The sequence below is a fragment of the Paraburkholderia unamae genome (assembly GCF_003268775.1).
In the GTDB taxonomy this organism is placed as follows: Bacteria; Pseudomonadota; Gammaproteobacteria; order Burkholderiales; family Burkholderiaceae; genus Paraburkholderia; species Paraburkholderia unamae.
Window position 1 is genome coordinate 269198 of sequence record NZ_QLSU01000003.1, and the last position, 20953, is coordinate 290150.

22 protein-coding genes are annotated in these 20953 nt (G+C 63.7%); 14 read left to right on the forward strand and 8 right to left on the reverse strand.

Annotation, left to right across the window (positions count from 1 at the left end; genetic code table 11):
* The 4 genes from motA to C7401_RS06390 all read left to right on the forward strand — a co-directional run bounded on the left by motA (window position 1) and on the right by C7401_RS06390 (window position 3167).
* Entirely contained in the window at window positions 1–870 is an 870-nt protein-coding gene (gene motA, locus C7401_RS06375) for a flagellar motor stator protein MotA (RefSeq protein ID WP_112170506.1), read from the forward strand.
* 10 nt (window positions 871–880) lie between these two features.
* Entirely contained in the window at window positions 881–1819 is a 939-nt protein-coding gene (motB, locus tag C7401_RS06380) for a flagellar motor protein MotB (protein WP_112170507.1), read from the forward strand.
* Between the two features lie 197 nt (window positions 1820–2016).
* Complete coding sequence (locus C7401_RS06385; protein WP_373864423.1) at window positions 2017–2487, forward strand: PRC-barrel domain-containing protein; 471 nt, start codon at window positions 2017–2019, stop codon at window positions 2485–2487.
* 410 nt (window positions 2488–2897) lie between these two features.
* Entirely contained in the window at window positions 2898–3167 is a 270-nt protein-coding gene (locus tag C7401_RS06390) for a hypothetical protein (RefSeq protein ID WP_112170509.1), read from the forward strand.
* A 24-nt stretch (window positions 3168–3191) separates the two neighbouring features.
* Here the strand turns inward: C7401_RS06390 and C7401_RS06395 are convergent, their stop codons facing one another.
* Window positions 3192–4154, reverse strand: a complete 963-nt coding sequence (locus tag C7401_RS06395) for a 2-hydroxyacid dehydrogenase (RefSeq protein ID WP_112170510.1) — start codon at window positions 4152–4154, stop codon at window positions 3192–3194.
* A gap of 346 nt (window positions 4155–4500) precedes the next feature.
* On the opposite strand from C7401_RS06395, the gene C7401_RS06400 reads away from it, so the two are divergent.
* The 5 genes from C7401_RS06400 (at window position 4501) to C7401_RS06420 (ending at window position 10252) form a co-directional block, all read left to right on the forward strand.
* Window positions 4501–5259 (forward strand): SDR family oxidoreductase, encoded by a 759-nt coding sequence (locus C7401_RS06400; RefSeq protein ID WP_112170715.1) that lies wholly within the window; start codon window positions 4501–4503, stop codon window positions 5257–5259.
* Between the two features lie 71 nt (window positions 5260–5330).
* The gene (locus C7401_RS06405) at window positions 5331–6650 is read left to right on the forward strand and encodes an MFS transporter (protein ID WP_112170511.1); all 1320 of its coding nucleotides are present in this window, start codon (window positions 5331–5333) and stop codon (window positions 6648–6650) included.
* A 27-nt stretch (window positions 6651–6677) separates the two neighbouring features.
* Complete coding sequence (locus tag C7401_RS06410) at window positions 6678–7088, forward strand: VOC family protein (protein WP_112170512.1); 411 nt, start codon at window positions 6678–6680, stop codon at window positions 7086–7088.
* Between the two features lie 50 nt (window positions 7089–7138).
* Window positions 7139–8395, forward strand: a complete 1257-nt coding sequence (locus C7401_RS06415; protein WP_112170513.1) for a citrate synthase — start codon at window positions 7139–7141, stop codon at window positions 8393–8395.
* 309 nt (window positions 8396–8704) lie between these two features.
* The gene (locus C7401_RS06420) at window positions 8705–10252 is read left to right on the forward strand and encodes a methyl-accepting chemotaxis protein (protein WP_112170514.1); all 1548 of its coding nucleotides are present in this window, start codon (window positions 8705–8707) and stop codon (window positions 10250–10252) included.
* A gap of 51 nt (window positions 10253–10303) precedes the next feature.
* Here C7401_RS06420 and C7401_RS06425 read toward each other — a convergent pair whose 3' ends face one another.
* The 3 genes from C7401_RS06425 to C7401_RS06435 all read right to left on the reverse strand — a co-directional run bounded on the left by C7401_RS06425 (window position 10304) and on the right by C7401_RS06435 (window position 13503).
* Window positions 10304–11872: a hypothetical protein gene (locus C7401_RS06425; protein ID WP_112170515.1), complete on the reverse strand. Its 1569-nt coding sequence runs from the start codon at window positions 11870–11872 to the stop codon at window positions 10304–10306.
* 130 nt (window positions 11873–12002) lie between these two features.
* Window positions 12003–12302 carry a hypothetical protein gene (locus C7401_RS06430; RefSeq protein ID WP_112170516.1) on the reverse strand — a complete coding sequence of 100 codons (300 nt, stop codon included), beginning with the start codon at window positions 12300–12302 and terminating at the stop codon, window positions 12003–12005.
* 169 nt (window positions 12303–12471) lie between these two features.
* Window positions 12472–13503: a helix-turn-helix domain-containing protein gene (locus C7401_RS06435; RefSeq protein ID WP_112170517.1), complete on the reverse strand. Its 1032-nt coding sequence runs from the start codon at window positions 13501–13503 to the stop codon at window positions 12472–12474.
* Window positions 13504–13774: 271 nt separating this feature from the next.
* On the opposite strand from C7401_RS06435, the gene C7401_RS06440 reads away from it, so the two are divergent.
* Together C7401_RS06440 and C7401_RS06445 are read left to right on the forward strand one after the other, a co-directional pair.
* On the forward strand, window positions 13775–14647 hold the full coding sequence (locus C7401_RS06440; protein ID WP_112170518.1) for an AraC family transcriptional regulator: 873 nt from the start codon (window positions 13775–13777) through the stop codon (window positions 14645–14647).
* Window positions 14648–14731: 84 nt separating this feature from the next.
* Entirely contained in the window at window positions 14732–15760 is a 1029-nt protein-coding gene (locus tag C7401_RS06445) for an alpha/beta hydrolase (protein WP_146757887.1), read from the forward strand.
* An 8-nt stretch (window positions 15761–15768) separates the two neighbouring features.
* Here the strand turns inward: C7401_RS06445 and C7401_RS06450 are convergent, their stop codons facing one another.
* Window positions 15769–16524: a DeoR/GlpR family DNA-binding transcription regulator gene (locus tag C7401_RS06450; protein WP_112170520.1), complete on the reverse strand. Its 756-nt coding sequence runs from the start codon at window positions 16522–16524 to the stop codon at window positions 15769–15771.
* Window positions 16525–16603: 79 nt separating this feature from the next.
* On the opposite strand from C7401_RS06450, the gene C7401_RS06455 reads away from it, so the two are divergent.
* From C7401_RS06455 to C7401_RS06465, 3 genes are all read left to right on the forward strand, one after another.
* Window positions 16604–17203, forward strand: coding sequence for an NUDIX domain-containing protein (locus C7401_RS06455; RefSeq protein WP_112170521.1), 600 nt, complete (start codon window positions 16604–16606; stop codon window positions 17201–17203).
* Window positions 17204–17353: 150 nt separating this feature from the next.
* Complete coding sequence (locus C7401_RS06460) at window positions 17354–17671, forward strand: DUF4148 domain-containing protein (RefSeq protein ID WP_112170522.1); 318 nt, start codon at window positions 17354–17356, stop codon at window positions 17669–17671.
* Between the two features lie 249 nt (window positions 17672–17920).
* Window positions 17921–18658 (forward strand): enoyl-CoA hydratase-related protein, encoded by a 738-nt coding sequence (locus C7401_RS06465; protein ID WP_181565505.1) that lies wholly within the window; start codon window positions 17921–17923, stop codon window positions 18656–18658.
* 35 nt (window positions 18659–18693) lie between these two features.
* Here the strand turns inward: C7401_RS06465 and C7401_RS06470 are convergent, their stop codons facing one another.
* From C7401_RS06470 to C7401_RS06480, 3 genes are all read right to left on the reverse strand, one after another.
* Window positions 18694–19608, reverse strand: a complete 915-nt coding sequence (locus tag C7401_RS06470; RefSeq protein WP_112170524.1) for an alpha/beta fold hydrolase — start codon at window positions 19606–19608, stop codon at window positions 18694–18696.
* A 211-nt stretch (window positions 19609–19819) separates the two neighbouring features.
* Window positions 19820–20002, reverse strand: coding sequence for a hypothetical protein (locus tag C7401_RS06475; RefSeq protein WP_112170525.1), 183 nt, complete (start codon window positions 20000–20002; stop codon window positions 19820–19822).
* Between the two features lie 12 nt (window positions 20003–20014).
* On the reverse strand, window positions 20015–20803 hold the full coding sequence (locus tag C7401_RS06480; RefSeq protein ID WP_112170526.1) for a flavin reductase family protein: 789 nt from the start codon (window positions 20801–20803) through the stop codon (window positions 20015–20017).
* Window positions 20804–20953 lie beyond the last annotated feature (150 nt).

A 20953-nucleotide genomic window follows, 5' to 3' on the forward strand; every position in this document is an offset into this window, starting at 1 on the left:
ATGTTTGTTGCAATTGGCTGGATCGTGGTACTCGGCTCGGTGATCGGGAGCTTCGTGGGCGTGGGCGGACATCTGCCCGCACTCGTTCAACCGTTCGAACTCCTGTGCATATTCGGAGCGGCGCTCGGTGCGTTCGTGGTGAGCAACCCCACGGCCACGCTCGGCAAGACGCTCAAGGCGCTGCCCACCTGCTTCAAGGGCGGGGGCTACACGAAGGCGCAGTACCTGGAGCTGATCGCGCTGCTCTACGAGCTGCTGCAAAAGGCCCGCAAGGAAGGCATGATGGCGCTCGAAGCCGACGTCGAAGCGCCGGAGAACAGCCCGATCTTCCAGAAGTACGCGCGCGTGCTCGGCGACCATCATCTGCTCGACTTTATCGTCGACTATCTGCGCATGATGTCGAGCGGCAACGTGAATCCCATGGAAATGCAGGACCTCATGGACGAGGAGCTCGACACGCACCACTCCGAAGTCTCGATCGCGCCCAACGCGATCCAGAAGATGGCCGACGGCCTGCCCGCCTTCGGCATCGTGGCCGCCGTGATGGGCGTGGTGCACACGATGGGTTCGGTCGGCAAGCCGCCCGCCGTGCTCGGCGAGATGATCGCGGGCGCGCTGGTCGGCACCTTCCTCGGCATTCTGCTCGCCTATGGCTTTGTCGGCCCGATCGCCGACCTGCTCAACGCCAAGGGCCGTGCGGCCGGCAAGCCGTTCCAGTGCGTGAAGGCGGTGCTGCTCGCCTCGCTCGCCGGCTACGCGCCGCCCGTGGCCGTGGAGTTCGGCCGCAAGGTGCTGTTCACCGCCGACCGGCCGAGCTTCCAGGAGCTCGACGAGGCCGTGCGCGCCACCAAAACGCCGAAAGCCGCTTAGGAGTCCCGACATGGCCGAGCGCATACCCGGCGGGCGCGCCGCGAGAGACAGCGAGAGCAGCAAGACCACGCTCGTGGTGCGCCGCGTGAAGAAAGGCGCCCACGACGCCCATCATGGCGGCGCGTGGAAGATCGCCTATGCCGACTTCGTCACGGCGATGATGGCGTTTTTTCTCCTGATGTGGCTGCTCGGCTCGACCTCGCAGTACGACCGCGACGGCATCGAGAAGTACTTCAACACGCCGCTTTCGAGCATGTTGGGCGGCCAGCCCGATTCAGCGAACCCGAGCCCGAGCGTGGTGCAAGGCGGCGGCCACGATCTTTCGAGCAAGACGCCCGCCGTGGGCGGATCGAACGTGCGGCCCACGCTCTCGCACGCGGTGCCGGTGGAGGCCGCCGACAAAACCCGCCTTTCGCAGCTCAAGGAAAGGCTCTCCACGCTCATCGAGCAAAAACCGCAGCTGCGCGCCTACAAGGACCAGATCCGCCTGTCGATCACGGACGAGGGCCTGCGCATCGAGCTCGTCGACTCGCTCAAGCGGCCGATGTTCGCCACCGGCAGCGCGAAGCTCGAAGACTACGCGTACGAGATCCTGGTGCAGATCGGCAGCGCGCTCAACGACGTGGACCGCGGCGTGTCGATCGCGGGGCACACCGACTCGGTGCCCTATTCGGGCGGTCTTGCGGGCTACTCGAACTGGGAGCTTTCGAGCGAGCGGGCCAACGCCGCGCGCCGCGCGCTCGTGGCGGGGCACCTGCGCGAAGACAAGCTGCTCCAGGTGCGCGGCCTCGCCGACGTGCTGCCGCTCGACCGCGACAGCACGGACAGCCCGCTCAACCGCCGCATCAGCATTCTGGTGATGAACGAGGCCACGGAGCGCGCATTCTTCGAGCAGGCGAAGCGTTATAACGTCGCGAGTCCGCAGAAGGGCACGGCGAGCGGGTCGTGAGCGGGTCGTGAGCGCCTGGTGAGCATGGTGTGAGCGGTTCGTGAACGTCAGGCGGCGCGCGGTACGCCGCTTGCTGTATGCCGGGCATGGCGGCCGGAACCGCCGCGGCATCGCCTGCCGCCTGACACGGGAATCGTCGGGAGTCCGGCCGACTCAACCTGGTTCGCAACGTAGTTCGCTCCATGAAGGAGACCATCATGCCCACCTTCCCTCCTCCCCCCATGCCAACGGGCCACGGCGCGCGCATCGTCGGCAAGGGCCGCGTGAGCGCCGCGGGGCCAGGCCCCGACGTCATGGCGGCCAGCACGCTCGACAGTGACCGCGTACTCAGCTCCGACGGCGCGGAAGTCGGCAAGATCAAGGAGATCATGCTCGACGTGCAAAGCGGGCGCGTGGCCTATGCGGTGATGTCGAGCGGCGGGTTTCTCGGCATCGGCGACAAGCTGCTCGCCATTCCCTGGAGCGCGCTCATGCTCGACACGAGCCGCAAGTGCTTTCTGCTCAATGTGTCGTCGGAGCGCGTGAAGGAAGCGCCGGGCTTCGACAAGGACAGCTGGCCCGCCATGGCCGACGCCACGTGGGGCAGCACGCTGCACGCGTACTACGGCGCCGAGCCGTACTGGGCCACGGTCGAGCCGGTTACGCCGCCGCGTGACGAGCGGGGTTGAGGGGCTTTGTCCGTGCCCGAGTGCACCCGATTCGGCCCGATTGCGCCACCGCCGCCGAAGCCGCGAACTGGACGCTTAATCGCGCCCTGCTCGCGGCATTGGCGGCGCTCCCCGCGCCGTAGACTGGTCTCGCAGTCGAACGAACAAGCGGGGATGGCAATGCGAGTCACGAACTGGATTCTGGTGCTGGAATGCGCGTATATGGAGTTTTCCAGCTGGCGCGGCAAAAACGTTTATCGACGCACGGTCGCGTACGACAACGTGGTGTGGTGCTGAGCCTCGCGCGCTGACGCTCGGGCCGGGACACCGCAGAAACAACGCGCAAACAACGCACAAACCGCGCGCGGGCATCGACGCCGAAGCGTTCCTCCACTACAGTCGAAGACTCTGGAGGATTTGAGGACTCGAACATGCTGTATCCCGCCGTCGCCACCGTCGCCCTGCTGATCGTGGTTTATGTGCACGCGAATATTCCGCGCTTCACCGTCCCCGGCCCGAAGCGCCTCCTCGCCCACACCATCCTGTTGCTGGCCGGTCTTTGCTTCGGCGTGATCGGCGCGATGCTCTCGGGGACGATCGCGCCACCCTGGGTGGTGATCGCGGGCGGCATGGGCGTCGTTCATCTGCCGACGCTGTGCGTGCTCATGATCAAGCGCTTCGGCCATTCGGGCCGAAGCTGAAGGCCGCCGTCAAACCCGCAGCCGTCAAACCCGGTTCAGCGCGGGCCGGCCATCGAGCACCGCCGCAACGTTATCCAGCGCCGTAAAGCCCATCTGGTCGCGGGTTTCCACCGTGGCGCTCGCCATGTGCGGCGTGAGGAAGACGTTGTCGAGGCCCGCGAAACGCGGGTCGACATTGGGCTCGTTGCGGTACACGTCGAGCCCGGCGCCGAACAGATGCCCCGAGGTCAAGGATTCGTATAGCGCGTCTTCGTCCACGAGACCGCCGCGCGCGGCGTTCACGAACACGGCGCCCTTCGGCAGGAGTCCAAACTCCTTTTTCGTCATCAGCGGCACGCCGCCGCCCGGCACGTGCAACGTGAGCACCTGGCAATGCGGCAGCATGTCCTCGAAGCTCGCGTAAAACGTCGCGCCGTTCTCCACCTCGGGCGCGGCGCGCTGAATGTCGGTGTAGATCACGCGCATGCCGAAGCCCTGCGCACGCCTCGCCACCGCGCGGCCGATGCGCCCAAACCCGACAATGCCGAGCGTCTTGCCGTTCACGCGCATGCCGAGCATTTCGGTCATGCCGAACGATTTACCCCAGCCCTGGCGCATGATCCGCTCGTACTCCGACGCACGGCGGCAAGCGGCCAGCACAAGCAGCATGGAAAAGTCGGCGGTGCATTCGGTCAGCGCGTCGGGCGCGTTCGTGACGACGATGCCACGCGCCTTCGCGAAGGCCACGTCCATGTGATCGACGCCCGCGCTCGCATTCGCGATGATCTTGACCGACGCAGGCAGCGCCGCGATGTGCTCCGCCTGCAAGCCCGACTTCTTGCCGATGAGCACCGCGGGCACGTCGTGCCGCTTGCAGAACTCGACCACGGACTGCGAGTCCATGTCGGCGTCGGTCACGAACGCGTGGAATTCGGTCTCGGCGCGCTTCGCCACGGCAGCGGGCACCTTCCGCGCGATCAGGAGCCTGGTGCGATTGTTTTCCGGCATGGTTTTTTCCTTTGGGTATCGACAGACGTCGAGAGACTACGAAAGCGCCCGCCGGCCGGTCAATATTGATTCGCCGAATCAACCTCTGGCGAATGGTGTGTCCCCGTAATGCATTTCGCGTGCGCGCGAGAGCGGGTGCGTTGCGCGCGAGCGCCGTCGCGAGCCTTTACCCGCCTTGACCCGCCTCGCTGCGCGCGACGGCCGGATCAGGAAAACCCTGATGCGACGCCCGGCCATCAAGGCCTCGGATATTGATTCAACGAATCAAGATTGCTGCCCGCCTTACACGAATGCAATTCTTTTTCCCGTGTTCAATGCCATTGCGAAAAGAACGGGAGAACGGGATATGCCTGCAACGAAAAAAATCGCCGCTGTGACGGGCGCCGGCTCCGGCATCGGCCGCGCCGCCGCCGTCGCGCTCGCCCAAGCCGGGTTCGCGCTCGCGCTCATCGGGCGCAGGATCGAACCGCTGCTCGAAACGCAGGAGATTATCCGCAGCGCCGGTGGCGAAGCTCAGGCGTTCCCCGCGGACGTGGGCGACGCCGCGTCGGTCGACCACGCGTTCTCGCAGATCGCGCACACCTTCGGCCGGCTCGACGTGCTGTTCAACAACGCGGGCCGCAACGCCGGGGCCGTGCCGCTGGAGGACTACGAAGTGGACTTCTGGAACGACGTGGTCGCGACCAACCTGACCGGCGTGTTTCTGTGCGCGCGCGCCGCGTATCGTCTGATGAAGGCGCAGTCGCCGCAAGGCGGGCGCATCATCAACAACGGCTCGATCTCGGCACACTCGCCGCGCCCGCACACGATCGCCTATTCGGCGACCAAGCACGCCGTCACGGGCATCACGAAATCGATCGCGCTAGACGGCCGCGCACACAACATCGCATGCAGCCAGATCGACATCGGCAACGCGGCCACGTCGATTACCGAACGCATGAACCAGGGCGTGTTGCAGGCCGACGGACGCATGGCGCCCGAGCCGCGCATGGACGTCTCGCACGTGGCCAATGCGGTCGCGCACATCGCGGGCCTGCCGCTCGACGCCAACGTGCTCAACATGACGATCATGGCGAGCGCCATGCCGTTCGTTGGGCGCGGGTAGCGTACGCAAGCACAACGCAGCCCCGCAGAACGCCGCCAATAAAAAAACAGGCAACAGACATGGAGACACCGATGAAAGCCGTAGAGGAACAAGCTTTGCCTGCGCAAGCCCCGGCCTATGCCGAAAGCGCCAAACGCACCCGCGTACGGTACGTCGTGCTCGGCATGCTGCTCGTGGCGACCGTGCTCAACTTCGTCGATCGCTCGGCGCTGGGCATCGTCGCGCCTGGACTCTCGAAAGACCTCGCGCTCAACAAGATGCAGATGGGCGAACTGTTCGCGGCGTTCGGCCTCGCCTATTCGATTGCGCTGTTGCCCGGCGGCATCCTCACCGACGTGCTCGGCTCGCGCCTCGCCTATGCGCTCTCGCTCGTCGGCTGGTCGATCGCCACGCTCACGCAGGGGCTCGCGAGCGGCTATCACATGCTGCTCGGCTCGCGGCTCACCATGGGCGCGCTCGAAGCGCCCGCGTTTCCGTCGAACACGCGCGCCGTGACGCTGTGGTTCCCGGCGCAGGAGCGCGGCTTCGCGACGAGCGTCTACGTGATGGGGCAATACATCGGCACGCCCTTGTTCACCGGCCTCCTGTTGTGGATCTCCAGCGCCTATGGCTGGCGCACGGTGTTCTTCGTGACGGGCGGCTTCGGCATTCTCTTCAGCATGATCTGGTATCGCGTGTATCGCGACCCGCATCAGCACCGCTCCGTGAACGCCGCCGAACTCAAGCACATCAACGAAGGCGTTGCGGCGTCGGCGCGCAAGCCGCGTGAAAAATTCGACTGGCGCATGGCGCTCAAGCTGCTCAGCTATCGCCAGATCCTCGCCATCTGCCTCGGCAAGTTCTGCAACAACACGCTGCTCGTGTTCTTCACCACCTGGTTCATGACCTATCTGATCGAAGCGCGCCACATGTCGATGATCAAGGTGGGTATTTTCCAGGCCATGCCGTTTATCGGCGCGACGGTGGGCATTCTCAGCGCGGTCTTTCTTTCGGACTTCTTCATTCGCCGCGGCGTGTCGATCTCGGCCGCGCGCAAGGCGCCGCTCATCATCGGCACCTTGCTCGGCGCCTCCATCGTGCTCGTGAATTTCGTCGAATCGAATGAAGTCGTGATCGCCATTCTCACCGTGGCGTTCTTCGCGCAGGGCATCGGCTCCATGTCGTGGGCCGCCGTGTCCGAAATCGCGCCCCGGCAGTACGTGGGCCTCACGAGCAGCATCACGAGCCTCGCGGCGAATATCGCGGGCGTGACCACGCCGCTCATGATCGGCTATATCACGCAGCACACCGGCCACTTCTACTGGGCGCTGAACCTCATGGGCGCGATGTGCCTGCTCGGCGCGCTCTCGTATTCGCTGCTGCTCGGCAAGCTCTCGCGCATCGAACTCTGACCCCTGCCCATACGTGGTGAAACAAGCATGATCGAATTCAAGTGGGACCATCTCCAGCTCTGCTCGGCCAACGCCGAAGCCACCGCCGCCTGGTTCGCGCGCTGTCTGAACGCCGAAATCGTGCGCAGGCCGGGCCGCGTGGATTTGCGCATCGGCGAAGTCAATCTCTTCATCACGCAACTGCCTGATGTGCGTGACGAACCCGATGCGCTCACCACGCCGCAATCGCGCGACGGCCGCGCGCAGGGCATCGATCATTTCGGCGTGCTCGTGGACGACCTCGACGCGGCCTTTGCCCACCTCACGCGCTGCGAGGCGGAAATCGTCGAAGCGGTGAAGCCGATTCGCGCGGGCGTGCGGGCCTGCTTCGTGCGCGCACCCGGCGACATCCTCATCGAAGTGCTCGAACGGCGGCCCGCCGAGATGACATTTCGTTGAAAAGGCGTCAATATTGACGCTGAGTTCCGTATCGCCTCGCCTGCCCCGCCATGCCAAACTGGATCACCCTGACTGAAGCCGCCCGACAACTCGGCGTGCAGGCGCAGACCGTCTATGCGTATGCAAGCCGCGGCAATATCGCGGTCATGCCCGATCCGCACGACCCGCGCAAGAGCCTGTACCGCGCCGAAGACGTCGCCAGCCTGTGCCGCAAGAAGCAGGTGGGCCGCAAGCGCGAGGCGCTCGCCGCGGGCACGATCTTCGGCGCGGAGCCCTGCATCTACAGCAGCATCACCACGTTCTCGAAGGGCCGCCCCTATTACCGGGGCCGGGACAGCATCCGCATGGCGCAAACGGCCACGCTCGAAGATGTGGCCACCCTGCTCTGGAACGCGCGCGCGGACGTGAGCTTCGAAGCCGCGGACATCCCGTTGCAGGGCGAGGCGCGCGGCCGCCAATGCGCGTTCATGTCGCTCGCGGCGATTGCGGCCAATGGCCACTCCACGATGGGGCGCACCGACCAGGCGCTGCATGTCGAGGCCGGCCGGCTCGTGGCCGTCATCGCGCATGCGTTCGGCGCGCGCTGCGACGAGCGCGCGCCATCCACCCCGCAGCCCGTGCACGAACGGCTCGCGCGCGGCTGGGGCCAGGACCACGCGGGCGCCGAATTGATTCGCCGCGCCATCGTGCTCGTGGCCGATCACGAGATCACGAGTTCGGCATTCGCCGCGCGCATTACGGCCTCCACCGGCGCGTCGTTGCCGGGCTGCCTGCTCACGGGCCTCTCCACGCTCTCCGGCCCGCTCCACGGCGACGCATCGGGCCGCGTGCGGGCCGTATTCGACGACGTGGGGCGGCTCGGCGCACAACACGTGGTCGCGCATCATTTGCAGTCGGCCATTCCCATCCCCGGATTCGGGCACCATCTCTACCCCGATGGCGATCCACGCGCCGACGCCTTGCTGGACGTGCTCGATCCGCCCGCCGAACTCGCCTCGTTCATCGAAAAGGTCGTGGCGCTCACCGGTCTGAAGCCCAATATCGACGTCGCGCTCGCCACGCTCGCCGCGCAACTGAAACTGCCGCGCGACGCCTCGTTCGCCCTCTTCGTCACCGCGCGCAGCGTGGGGCTGCTCGCGCACTGCATCGAGCAACTCCGGGTAGGCAAGGTTATCCGCCCGCGCGGCCGCTACACGGGGCCCGCGCTCGAAGACACGGGCGCCGCCGCCAACGCCGAGGAAGGCGCCAAAACGCCCGACGCGGCAACGCTCGACAAGAACCGCGTTTTCAAATCCGTCGCGCGCTGATGGCGCTGCCCGCGAACGAGCGCTCAAGAACCGCAGGGAGTCAATCGACAAACGCTCGATTAATCAGGTTTCCGAATCATTATCACGCGTTCATTGATGCGATCAACATACGCGACATTCATCGCGCCGTCATATTCGCGCAGTAGTCCGCCGCGCTCACGGGGAAAACCACGATTGCGCGAACATCTTCCCCTTCAGTTCGCCCGCCACGCGCCGTAAACGAGTTCAGTGCTTTGCCGCCATGCGCGCACGCAAAGCCTCCCCTGTTTTTTCCGCAATGTTGCCCCTGGCGTTTCTGGAGCCATCTTCGTGTTTGCACGACTTTCTATCTCTGCGCGCCTGCGCATCGCGGTCGGCGTGCTGGCCTTGCTGATCGTGGCGGCGGGCGTTGCCGGCCTGGCGGGCATGGCACGCACCAACACGGCGCTCGGCTATGCGTATTCGAACCAGCTTGCCGCCGCCATCGGCATCGGCAAGACGAACCTGAACCTCACCATCGCGCGCACGACGCTCGACCGCATTCTGCTGCACCCCGATGCGCCGGACACGCCGCAGTTGCTGGACAAGGCGCAAACTTATCTCGACACCTCCAGCAAGGCGTGGGATGGCTACCGCGCACTGCCGCACGCGCCTGAGGAACAGGCGCTTGCCGACGGCGTTCAGGCCGCCCTTTCCGGCATGCTGGAGCAAGGCATCGCGCCGCTGATGGCCGCCGTCAAGCGCAACGACCGCGAGGCCGAGGACGACATCGCCATGAAGCGCATTCCGCCGCTTTCGGTCGCGCTGACCAAGGCTTCCGCTGCGCTCGAAGCGTGGCAGAAGGCGCACGGCCAGCAGGCCTTCGAGCGCGCGCAGGATCGCTACGAATGGCAGCGCGCGGGCAGCATCGCGCTTATCGTGCTCGGGCTCGCCGTGGCGGGCGTGTGCGCCGTGGGCCTGCACCGCGCGATTGCCGCGCCGCTCGACAACGTTCAGCAGGCCTTGCAGCGCATTGCGGGCGGCGACCTGAGCGCGCCGCTCGAAGCACGATCGAGCGACGAAATGGGCCGCCTCGTGGCGGGCCTGAAAGGCATGCAGGACTCGCTCGCGCACACGGTGCGCAAGGTCAGCCATAGCTCGGAGTCGATTTCCACGGCGACGAGGCAGATCGCCGCCGGCAACGACGACCTTTCGCAGCGCACCGAAGAACAGGCCGCGTCGCTCGAGGAAACGGCCGCGAGCATGGAGCAGCTCACCGCCACGGTCAAGCAGAATGCCGAGAACGCGCGCACGGCGCAAACGCTCGCCAACAGCGCGCAGGAAGTCGCCGATCGCGGCGCACAGGTGGTGAACCACGCCGTGCAGACGATGGATCATATCGACGGCAGCTCGCAGAAGATTGCCGATATCACGGGCATCATCGAAGGCATTGCCTTCCAGACCAATATTCTCGCGCTCAACGCCGCGGTCGAGGCCGCGCGCGCGGGCGAGCAGGGTCGCGGCTTCGCCGTGGTGGCGAGCGAGGTGCGCTCGCTCGCGCAGCGTTCGGCGGCGGCCGCCAAGGAGATCAAGACGCTGATCGGCGAATCCGTGGGACACGTGGCCTCGGGCTCGCAGTATGTGCGCTCGGCGGGCGACACGATGGCCGAGATCGGCGAGTCGATCGCGCGCGTGACGACCATCGTCCGCGAGATCGCGAACGCCTCCGAGGAGCAGCGCGACGGCATCGAGCAGGTCAACCTCGCCGTTTCGCAGATGGATCAGGTCTCGCAGCAGAACGCCGCGCTCGTGGAGGAAGCCGCCGCCGCGGCCATGGCGTTGAGCGAACAAGCCGACGCGTTGCGTGATGCCGTGGGCGCGTTCAGGCTCGCGCCGTAATGTGAATGGTGGAAATGGCGGCAGCGGCTGACGTCACGAGTACGCGCCGCTTCAGCTCGACGCGTTCAACAGGATCATCGCGTGAACGCTCGTGAGCTTCTGTTGCCATTCGGCGGTGTCGCGCGCGGCGTCGCCATTGTCGATCAGCGGTTCGAGCAACGCGCGCAGATCCACCGAGCGCGATGCGGTTTTTGGCGTGGTCACGTCGGAAACAAGTTCGCCGCGTTCGTACTTCGAATCGCGAGTCTTCTGCTCCGACGACTGATTCAGCGTGGCGTTGAGCAGCACGCCGCGCTGCGTCGCCAATTGCACCGTGCTTTGGGCCGAATCGTCGATACGCATGTAATCGTAGTTCTGCGACGCCGTCGAATCCGTAAGCACCGGCTTGCCGCCGCCGGAGAGCGCCTGGTGGTAGCTCGCGCTCAAATGCGACTGCTGACGCTGCGAAATCGTGCCTTCCTGGTCCGTACCGGCGAGCTGCGTGGTTTGCGATACCTGGTAGGAGAACGAATCGACTTCGCCCGGGCGCATCGGGTTGGGTGAAGTCGATGCATCGGTAATCGATGCACTGAAGTCGCCGAGCCCCGTGAGCAGCGCCGCATCCGACTGCTGGAGCCAGGGCGCGTAGGCCGTGCCGGGCAAGCTCTGCCCCGAAGCCGTGCCGTAGTCGTCGTTCATCTGCGAGAAGCCGTCCTCGAACATCGACATCAGCGCCGCATTGCCGTGCCCGCGCGAATTGGCCTGATCGAACTGCTGAAGATAGCTCGCCACGGAAGCCGCGCGCTGCGCGCCCGTGCCCCAGAGCGCCGAGTTGCTCGTGTCGACCTTCATGCTCATCGTGCCCGCGGCGCTCGTGACGCTCAGGCTTCGCGACGCGCTGTCCTGCGCATAGCTCGCCGAAATGCTGGCGTCGCCGTCACCCGTGACGCTGTACTGGAAGTTCACGGAGGCAAGCGCCGAGGTGTCGAACTGCGTGAGGCCGCTCAAATCGAGTTTGGGCGGCACGGCGCCCAGACCGTCGATGGCCTGCTGGAAGCCGTCGGAGAGTTTGGCGAGCGCGTTGCGCTCGCTCTCGCTGAGCGCGGCACTGCTCTTGATGCTGACCGAGAGCCCACCATCCTCGCTCTCCAGCGCGATTTCCACCGTCGTGCCGCTCGCCGTGCGAACCGTCAAGCCGATTTTCCCGGCCGGTCCCGACGACGATTGCGTCAGGCCGCCAACGCCGCTCGCGGACGTGACGCTGACCGACTGCGCGTAGTCGCTGCCCGTGGTCTTGAAGCGATCGAGCAGCGCGCTGCCGAGCCCGGCGAAGTGGCCGGCCATGGTCTGCGCGGCGTAATCGCCTTTCATGCGCAGCGTGACGGCGTCGTTGCTGTCGCTGGCCCAGCTTACGGTGGGCGTGGCGCCGCTCAGGACGCCTTCTGGCGTATAGGTTTCGAGCACCGATATGCCGATACCCGATGGAATCGTGACGATACTCGAAGGCGAAGCCGTAGCGGAAAGCGCCGCTTCGCGCGAGAGATTCGTGGCGTCGGCCGCCACAGAGGGATTCACGGAATCCGCAAGCGTAAGGTCCGCCGCGAGATTCGTGGCAACGTTCAGAGACGATAGCGTGGTCATGGCCCGATGCGTTCTTGTTGTTCGCGAGTGAGCGCGGGCGCGCCGTGGTGTCGGCGCGGCCTACTACTTTATCGTCAGCCATTACGAATACTTTAGCCCGACCTTACGTCCGCCAATCACGGCGCCCTGCTCATCCCACGCCAACGAGTTCGTGCGCGAGGCAGGCCACGCCCAGGTCGCGGGCCTTGTGCGCTGCAACGGCGCAGCCGCGCCGCTCCAGCCGCTCGGCGAGCAGCCAGCCAAACGCCTCCTGGTCAACCTGTCCGTGCGTCGCAACGAACTCCTGCATCACTTCGTACACGGCAGCCACCTGCGTCGCCGCCGAGAGCATGCTCGCGATGTGCGACGCGCCGCGCGCGAGGTCGACCGAATAGGCCGCCTCGTGATGGTACAAACCGCTTTGGCGCGGCTTTCTCAAGTTCTTTTTCATGATTCCCCCGTCTGCCTGGATCTCGCAGGCGCCAGCATCTTTGCAGGTGGCGGCACACGGGGCAATGCATGCGAGCGGACTCGCGGCGAAATCTGTCCGTGCGTCTCAAATACTTGTATTTCTGTCTCACGTGCGAAATGCCCACAGCACAGGAACCGCGAAAACATGCTCAACGCATCAAGGCCATCCAGAAGCGCCAGTCCTGCGCAACCGCGCTTTCCGATTGCCCCGCCTCGCCGCTGAGCGCGAGCATGCGCACGGCGCGCGGCGACAGGCCGATCGAGCGGCGAAACGCACGCGTGAAGTTGGCGGCGTCGGCAAAACCGTGAGCGGCGGCGATGTCGGCGATCGGCAAGGCGCGGCGCGCTGGGTCGGCTAGCCATTCGCGGCAGCGGCGCAAACGGCGCTCGCGCACATACGTCGCGAAGCCGCCCTCCGGCTCGAACAGCCGGTACAGCGTGGCGCGCGACATGCCGAAGGTCTGGGCAACCTGCTCCGCGTTCAAATGCGGATCGGTAAGGCGCTTTTCCACGTGACGGCAAATCGACACGAACACGCACTGCTGCACGGCCGGCATATGTTCCGGGCTCACGCTCGCGTTGAGCGCGGAAGCGGCGAGCTGGAGCGTGGCGGGCATGACAGCCTGGGCGTTTGCCAACGTCATGTCGGGCGCATGCCGGTACAGCGCGCCCAGATGCTCGCGAAGCAGCGCGACCGTGGGGTCGGTGCCGCGCAGCACGCGCATGCTCTGCTGGTCGGGCGCGCTCAGCAGCGGCGCGAGAAGCCGCCGCGGCACGGCGAGGTTGAGGAATTCGCTGCGCGTGGCCTCGGTTGCGAGGGGCTGGGCCGCATCCACGATGAACAGGTCGCCCGGCTGCGTGCACGCTTGCGAGCCGCTGCCGTCGCGCACACGGCAGTTGCCGCCCAGGTAGAACTGAAGGACATACTGGTCGTGGCCGTCGCGCCCGATCTTCGCGTTCGAGCGATCGTAGCGCTGCGCGCCCGTGCGTATCGAGCCCAGCACCACGTCGCCAAACAGGTAACCGCTCACGCGGGTGCCGAACCCCGCGTCGCGCGATTCGGCGGTTTGCGTGTCGAAAATGACGCCGACCGCCTCGCGCCACGCGGAAAACTGCTGGGCGCGCGGCAGGACGCTCGTATCGAATTCGGAATGCGGCAGAGAGTTCGGCGTTTGGCTCATGGGCGACCCTGGCTGGTGAAGGGACTTCACTCCATGACTGCGATAACGGCCGGTTCACGCCAGGTCTTTAGGGCACGGACGGATTACCTGGATGGATGTTTGCAGACGAGTTTGCGGACGAGGCGCGCCTGCCAGTGAACGGCCGCTCGAAACGCGCCCGCTTGAATCGTTGACAATGCATGAACCCTGATCGAGCAAGATCGGCTAGGCGCAGGTTCGCACCGTCAGCCACCATATTGCAGATCGCACGACCCAAACCCAGACCGAAACCATGCTAGTTCATGCTGACGCCGCAACCGCCTACACGAAGCGCTTCGACGCCATTCTTGCCTACATCGACGTGAACCTCGAGGGCGACCTGTCGGTGGATGCGCTCAGCCGGATCGCGCATTTCTCGAAGTTCCATTTTCACCGGCAGTTCGCGGCGTATGTGGGGGTGCCGGTCGCGCGCTACGTGCAACTCATGCGCTTACGTCGCGCCGCGCACCGTTTGGCTTCACACGAAGCCTACCCGGTGCTCGACGCCGCGTTCGATGCGGGCTTCGACAGCCCCGAAGCGTTCAGTCGCGCGTTCAAGCGCTCGTTCGGCATGACGCCCAGCGCATTCCGGCAGCAACCGAACTGGCAGGTCTGGGGTGCGACTTTTGTCGTCCCTTATCTTTCAAGGAAAATGAACATGCAGGTACAAATTGTCGATTTCGTCGAAACCCGGGTCGCCGCACTCGGCCATCACGGGCCGATCGGGCTCATCAATGAAAGCGTGCGCAAATTTATCGATTGGCGCAAACAAAGCGGGCAGTCGCCGCTGCCCGCGAGCCGGACCTTCGGCATCCCGCGCAGCAATCCCGACACGACGCCAGGCGACGAATTCCGCTTCGACATTTGCGGCGAGATCGACGAGCCGGTCAGGCCCAATGCGTGGAACGTGCACGAACTCGTCATTCCCGGCGGCCGCTGCGCGGTGGTCCGCCATACAGGATCGACCGACCATGTCGGCGAGACGATCTACCCGATCTATCGCGACTGGCTTCCCGGCAGCGGCGAAGAACTGAGGGATCACCCGCTGTTTTTCCACTACCTGAGCATCTCTCCTGAGACGCCGCAGGAGCAATGGCAGACCGACATCTACATTCCATTGGCGTGACGGGGAACGGCTGACGGACCGCGCAGGCCGCGGCGAATCCCTGCTTCCGCAATGGCTCAACTGAACTGAACGCTGGAGACGCTTGTGACACTATTGTCTGGAGCAGGGATTCTTGTTTCAATAGTTATCCTGATTATTCTCGCCGCCATTGCGATGGTGGCGAGCACGCCGCGCAGCGCGCCGGTGGACGAAGACGTATTCGGATTTGCGACGCTGCAAGTGCCGCCCGATGCCGAATTGCCGCCGCTCCTGCGATACCCCGCGCGGGACGGCGAGCCACTCGCCTATCGCTTCTACGATTCGTCAGCCGATCAGATTTTGATCTTCATACACGGATCGTCCTATCACGGGCGCTCCTACCATGCGCTGGCCCGCGCGGTGAGCGCATCCGGCGCGGCGAAAGTCATCCTGCCGAATCTCCGGGGGCACTACCAGTCCGGCCGCCATCGGGGCGATGTCGAGTACATCGGCCAGTTCGAGGACGACATTGCCGACCTGATCGCCGAACTGCGCCGGCAGAACCGCCGTGGACCGATCGTCCTCGGCGGCCACTCCAGCGGCGGCGGATTCGTGGTTCGTTTTGCGGGCGGAGCGCACGGCCACCTCGTTTCGCGGTTCCTGGCGTCGAGCCCCGTCATTCCCGCTTCGCCGACCCTCAGGACAGGGTCGTCCGGAGGTTGGGCGCAACTTCATATGCGGCGCCTGATCGGCCTCGTCATCCTGAATGCATTCGGCATTCGCGGATTCAATGCGCTTCCCGTCATCGACTTCAACAAGCCCGCGCGATTCTGGGACGGCACCGAGACGCTCTCCTATTCATACCGCCTCACGACGTCTTATCACCCTCGTCAGCGGTACGTTGCCGATTTGCGCAAACTGGCAGACAAAGCGATCGTCCTTATCGGCGAACATGACGAGGCCGTCGATGCCGAACGCCTGCAAACGCTGTTCGCTCGGGAATCTCCTGCGAGCCTCTTCAAAGTTCTCCCCGACACGAACCACTTCGGGATCTTCACGAGCGCCGCCGTGCTGGACATGCTGATCGAATGGCTGGCGCAACCTGCGCAATCCCATTCATCGCGCACCACATCCGATGTCGCTGATATGGCGTAGTTGCCGCTTCAAGCGCGCACCACCGTCACCCCCGCCGCTTCGATCGGCTCGATCAGCTTCGCATCTGCCGTACGCTCGACCACGATCGTCTGCGCCATGCCGACGGGCCCGATGCAATATGACGAAGCGGCATTGAGCTTGGCGGCCGAGGCAAGCACGACCGTTTCCGCCGCGCGCGCGGCGAGTGCGCGCTTGACGTACGACTCCTCGAAGTCGCCGGTGCTCAGTCCGGCCTCCGCATGCACGCCGGTTACGCCCATGAAATACAGGTCCGCGCGAATGTGCGAGATGGCCTCCACGGCCGCCGCGCCCACCGTCACCACTGAATGCTTGTAGAGCTTCCCACCGATCAGCACGACCTCGATGCACGGATGCTCCGCGAGCGCCACCGCAACGCCTGGGCTATGCGTGACGATAGTCGCCTGGAGGTCGGCGGGCAGACTCTCCACGAGCAGCGCCGAAGTCGTCCCGCCGTCGACGATCGCGACCTGCCCCGGCGCGATCATGGCCGCCGCCTTTTGAGCGATGCGGCGCTTCGCCGCCACCTCCATGCCGCGGCGCTGCGCAATGGGCGCCACGGCCGGCGAAGCCGGCAGCGCGCCGCCATGCACACGCTGTAGCAGCCCTTCGGCGGCCAGTTCGCGCAGGTCGCGCCGCACCGTGTCCTCGGAAACGCCGAACCTCGCGCTCAATTCGCCCGCGAGCACCTGACCCTCGCGCCGGAGCGCTTCGAGTATCGCTTTCTTTCTTTGATCTGTGAGCATGGCTATTGCACGAATTTTCTTGATTTTGCACGAATCTGCACGATACCATGAACAGGGAAAGCTGACCAAGGAGGAATACATGATTGCAACCCAAGACCGCGTGAAGATGATCGAAACCACCGTGCTGTCCGACGACTGGTACGTGCTGAGAAAAGTGACCTTCGACTTCCTGCGCAGCAACGGCACATGGCAGCGCCAGAGCCGCGAAACCTACGACCGCGGCAACGGCGCGACCATCCTGCTGCGCGATCCGAAGAGCGGCAACGTCGTGCTCACGCGGCAATTCCGCATGCCGACGTTCGTGAACGGACATGACGGCATGATGATCGAGGCGCCCGCCGGCCTGCTCGACGACGCCGCGCCGGACGAGCGCATCCGCGCCGAGGTCGAGGAGGAAACGGGCTACCGTGTGAGGAATCTGCGCAAGGTGTTCGAGGCATACATGAGCCCCGGTTCGGTGACGGAGAAGCTTTACTTCTACATGGGCGAATACGATCCGGCCGAGCGCCCCGGCGCGGGCGGCGGCGTGGCGGAAGAAGGCGAGGACCTGGACGTGGTCGAGGTGCCGTTGAACGAAGCGCTCGCCATGATCGAGCGTGGCGAGATCGTGGATGGCAAGACGATTATGCTATTGCAGCACGCCGCGCTCCTTCAACGTCCGCAAGGACACACAAGGTGAAGCCGCAACGGATTGGCCGCCGCATCATGCATTGGGGGCCTTGACGCATCGCACCGCGCCCCCAAACTTGCTCATTTGGAATAGGGGTCTATACTTCCTTGGCCTTCGGCAGTCCCGTTGTCAACCATTACCCACGTCGACGGAGGGAATATGAATCTGCAACGCGGCATCAAGATCGCTGGCCTAGGTGTGCTGTTCGCTAGCTCCGCAGCCTTTGCGCAATCGTCGCCCAACTACCTGGACGGCCCCCAACCTCTGACCCGCGCCGAAGTCCGGCAGCAGGTGATTGATCTAAAGGCTGTCGGGTATCGCCCCGAGATCACCACCAATATCCTGTACCCCGACGATGTTCTCGAAGCGCAACGACGATCGGCCTGCAAGCAAGCCGTGCAGGCCAACGGTGGAGGCCAGGCCGAATGGAGCCAGCGTTGCAACATCAGAAGCACCATCACCATCGTCAATCCGTAACGCCATCAGACAACAATAAGTTCAGACAGCAAAGAACGTCGGCAATGTTCTTTGCTGTCTTCCCATGCCGTTTCGCCCCCCCGCCTCGCCACTGACACTCCCCAACTTTCGGCAACGGCGTTCGGACATCTCAAGTCCACGCCTATATCGAAACTGCTTCGTAGCCCGTAAAATATCAACCTGAACATCAAAACCCCAGTCGAAATTATATCGACCAGGCATATTTTTAAAGCTACAAGGAGCCAGGCAGTGCAACTTCCCGTTCTCTATTCCGTTTCCAATGGTGTTGCCGAAATCGAAATCAATCGACGCGAGCGCAAGAACGCCCTGGACGACAATGCCTATGCCAGGCTGAGCGAAGCGTTTACCCAAGCCGAGAACGATCCTGAAGTCCGAGTGCTTCTCATTCGTGGCCAAGCCGATATATTTACGGCTGGAAAAGACCTGAAGTCCGAATCCGCAACCCATGAAGGTTATCGCCCGGTGTTGATCTTCATGGATACGGTCAATGCCCTGACGAAACCCCTGATCGCCGCTGTAGCGGGCCCGGCGATGGGTATCGGTACGACTCTCCTGTATCACTGCGACGTCGTGTACGCGGCGGCCAATGCGAAATTCGGCATGCCGTTCACCAAAATCGGTGTGAGCCCGGAATTCGGGTCCAGCCGACTGGCACCGATGACCGCTGGCTACCGGTTGGCCGCCGAAGCGATGTTGTTTGCCGAAACATTCGACGCCGAGCATGCGCTGCGCACCGGCCTCGTCAACCGCGTGCTCCCGACGGAACAGCTTTTCTCCTATGCGCGCGAGCGCGCAGAGAAATTGGCAACGATGCCCAAAGCCTCGGTTGCCAAAACCAAGGCGCTGCTCAAGAGCCATGCCTTCGAAGGCATGAACGCGTTGTTCAGATCTGAACTGTACGAGTTCGAAACGCTGCTCGATTCCGCTGAATCGAAAGCGATTATTGCAGGCTTCGGCAAGAAGTGAACCACGAGTGGCAAACCCGGCTTAAGGCTGGGTTTTCATTGTTCGTCGCCCTCGCCGCTACCGCTTTCCCCGGCTCCGTCGACATTGACGGAAGCACAAGGGCTGGCGAAATCACTGAACCAGCAGAGAAGCATCTGGTTCACCGTATCGGCGTTCTCATATTGAATCCAGTGTCCGCCGGGAAGAACCGCCCACTTGCGCCCGCGACGACCTCGTGAAAGCCAGTCTGCGACCTTGGCCGGGTAATTCGCGGTTACATCGCCCTCACCCCAGATGAATAGAATTGGACTCCTGAACGTCTCCAGCATATCCCGTATGATACTTTGGCGCGTAAACTTCCCGCCACGAAAGCGGCACTCGCGGCAGGTCGCTTCATAAACTTCGAGCGCCAGGTCATCGGCGCAGGCGGCGCGTTGAAGCATCAACGACATGAGGTTATGCCGGAATGCGTCTTGCTGCGCCCGGCCGTCGAGCTTGCGCCAGGAAATCATGTCTTTCGTCTGGCGGCGCCCCTGACCGTGGCCGCTGGTCCCGAGAAGAGCCATCCGTCGAATCGTGGTCCACTGCTGTGCAAACAAGGCAGTGATAACGCCGCCCAACGAAAAGCCCGCGATATCAATTTCCGTCTCCGGATCAACCAATTGGGAAAACGTGGCGACTAGCACTGCTGCCATGTCCTTCAATGCGGCCATCGGATCTTCATTCTCGACCATGGTGCCTGATTCGCCCATCGAAGGAAGATCCGGTACCCAGACAGTGTGCTTCCACGAGAGAGGTTCGATATTCCTGACCCAGTGCAGCCAGTTTCCATACCCGCCGTGAATGAGCACCAGCGGTGAGCCCGAACCGAATTTCCGCCACACAACGGGTATGGTTCCCCAGAAGACCGTATATTTTTCGCCGCTGCACGCGAGGCGCCGGATTTCGTCCTTCGGACTCGCAATAGTCATAGTCAGACTTCCCTTCTTGTCGTAACGATTCAGACCCGGTTCCAACGTGGAAAAGCGATGTTCTTTTTGACATTCCACGACGGGCCGCACGCAATTGATTTGACATTCCCGGACAAGCCACGAGATGAGGGTCAGGTGGATAGACTCGTGATGAAAAAGCCCTCCTGGATTTGCGTCCAGGAGGGCTTGAAGAGGAACGATGGTTCGGGAATCAGGCCTTTCCTTGCACCCGGAAATTCACCAGTTCCACAGCACCGTCACCGAAATGGCTGGACAACTCGAACCCGTAATCTCTGGGGCTCGCGAACGCAGAGACGACCGCGTGCCGGAAACCTTCGGTGATTGCGTTCGCCCCTTGCTGGGCCGCATTGAAATTCCTGTCTTGCGTGACCATCTGGACCTCCGATTACTGCATCAGACCGCGAATCCCCGCGTTGAAGTTCACCATCGGCGATCCTGCATCGTCGGTGGTCGTCTTGCGGATCTTGCCCACGAACATCTCATGTGTGCCCAAAGCCGTCGTGTGGATGATGTCACACTCAACATTGGCCAACGCGTCAACCAGGACCGGAAGGCCGTCCAGACCCGAACCCCATTGTCCGTTAGCAAAACGGGAGCAGCCCTGCGGTTCCTTCAGGAACTTCGTCACCACGTCGTGGTGCGCCTGGCCCAGGATGTTGGCCACGAACTTGCCATTGGTTTTCAGCGGCTCGAGCATGGATGAATCGCGGTGCACGAAGAAGCCGACCAACGGCGGTTCAGCCGAAATCGCCGTCAGGCTCGATACCACCATACCGTTCGGATTGGCGATATCTCCCGTCGTGATCGCGGACACGCCCGCCGGGAGCATGCGCATGGCCGCCTTGAAATCGTCGACAGAACTACCGGCCGGGCTCTCATTGCGCACAATGTGAGCCCGAATCAGGCCTTCTTCGTTGACCCAGTTGAACTTCCTGGCGAAACCCACCATAGCGCCAAAGCCGGATTCCCATTCGGCGTCCCCGGCCTTACCGGACAGGAATCGAATAACCTGCGGATTCACCCACACATGCTCTTCATCGGCACGTTCACCGATTCGCGCAATCGCTGCATCCAACGAGGAGCCACACTGCTCGTCTACCAAAAGCTCGAATTGTTTGAAGTGCGACGGCGCAATCAGAGTAATCGCACCACTATTCGTCAAATGTAGACGCATGACAGGTCTCCGTATTTCTTGCTTACTGATTGATCAAGCGAACACTGCCGCTTCGTTGCGCGCCAGTTCCTTGCGCACTGCCGGGATGATCTTGTCGCCCCAGAGCTCGATCTGCTTGAGCATCGTCTTCTGGTCGCAGTCACCAAGCTG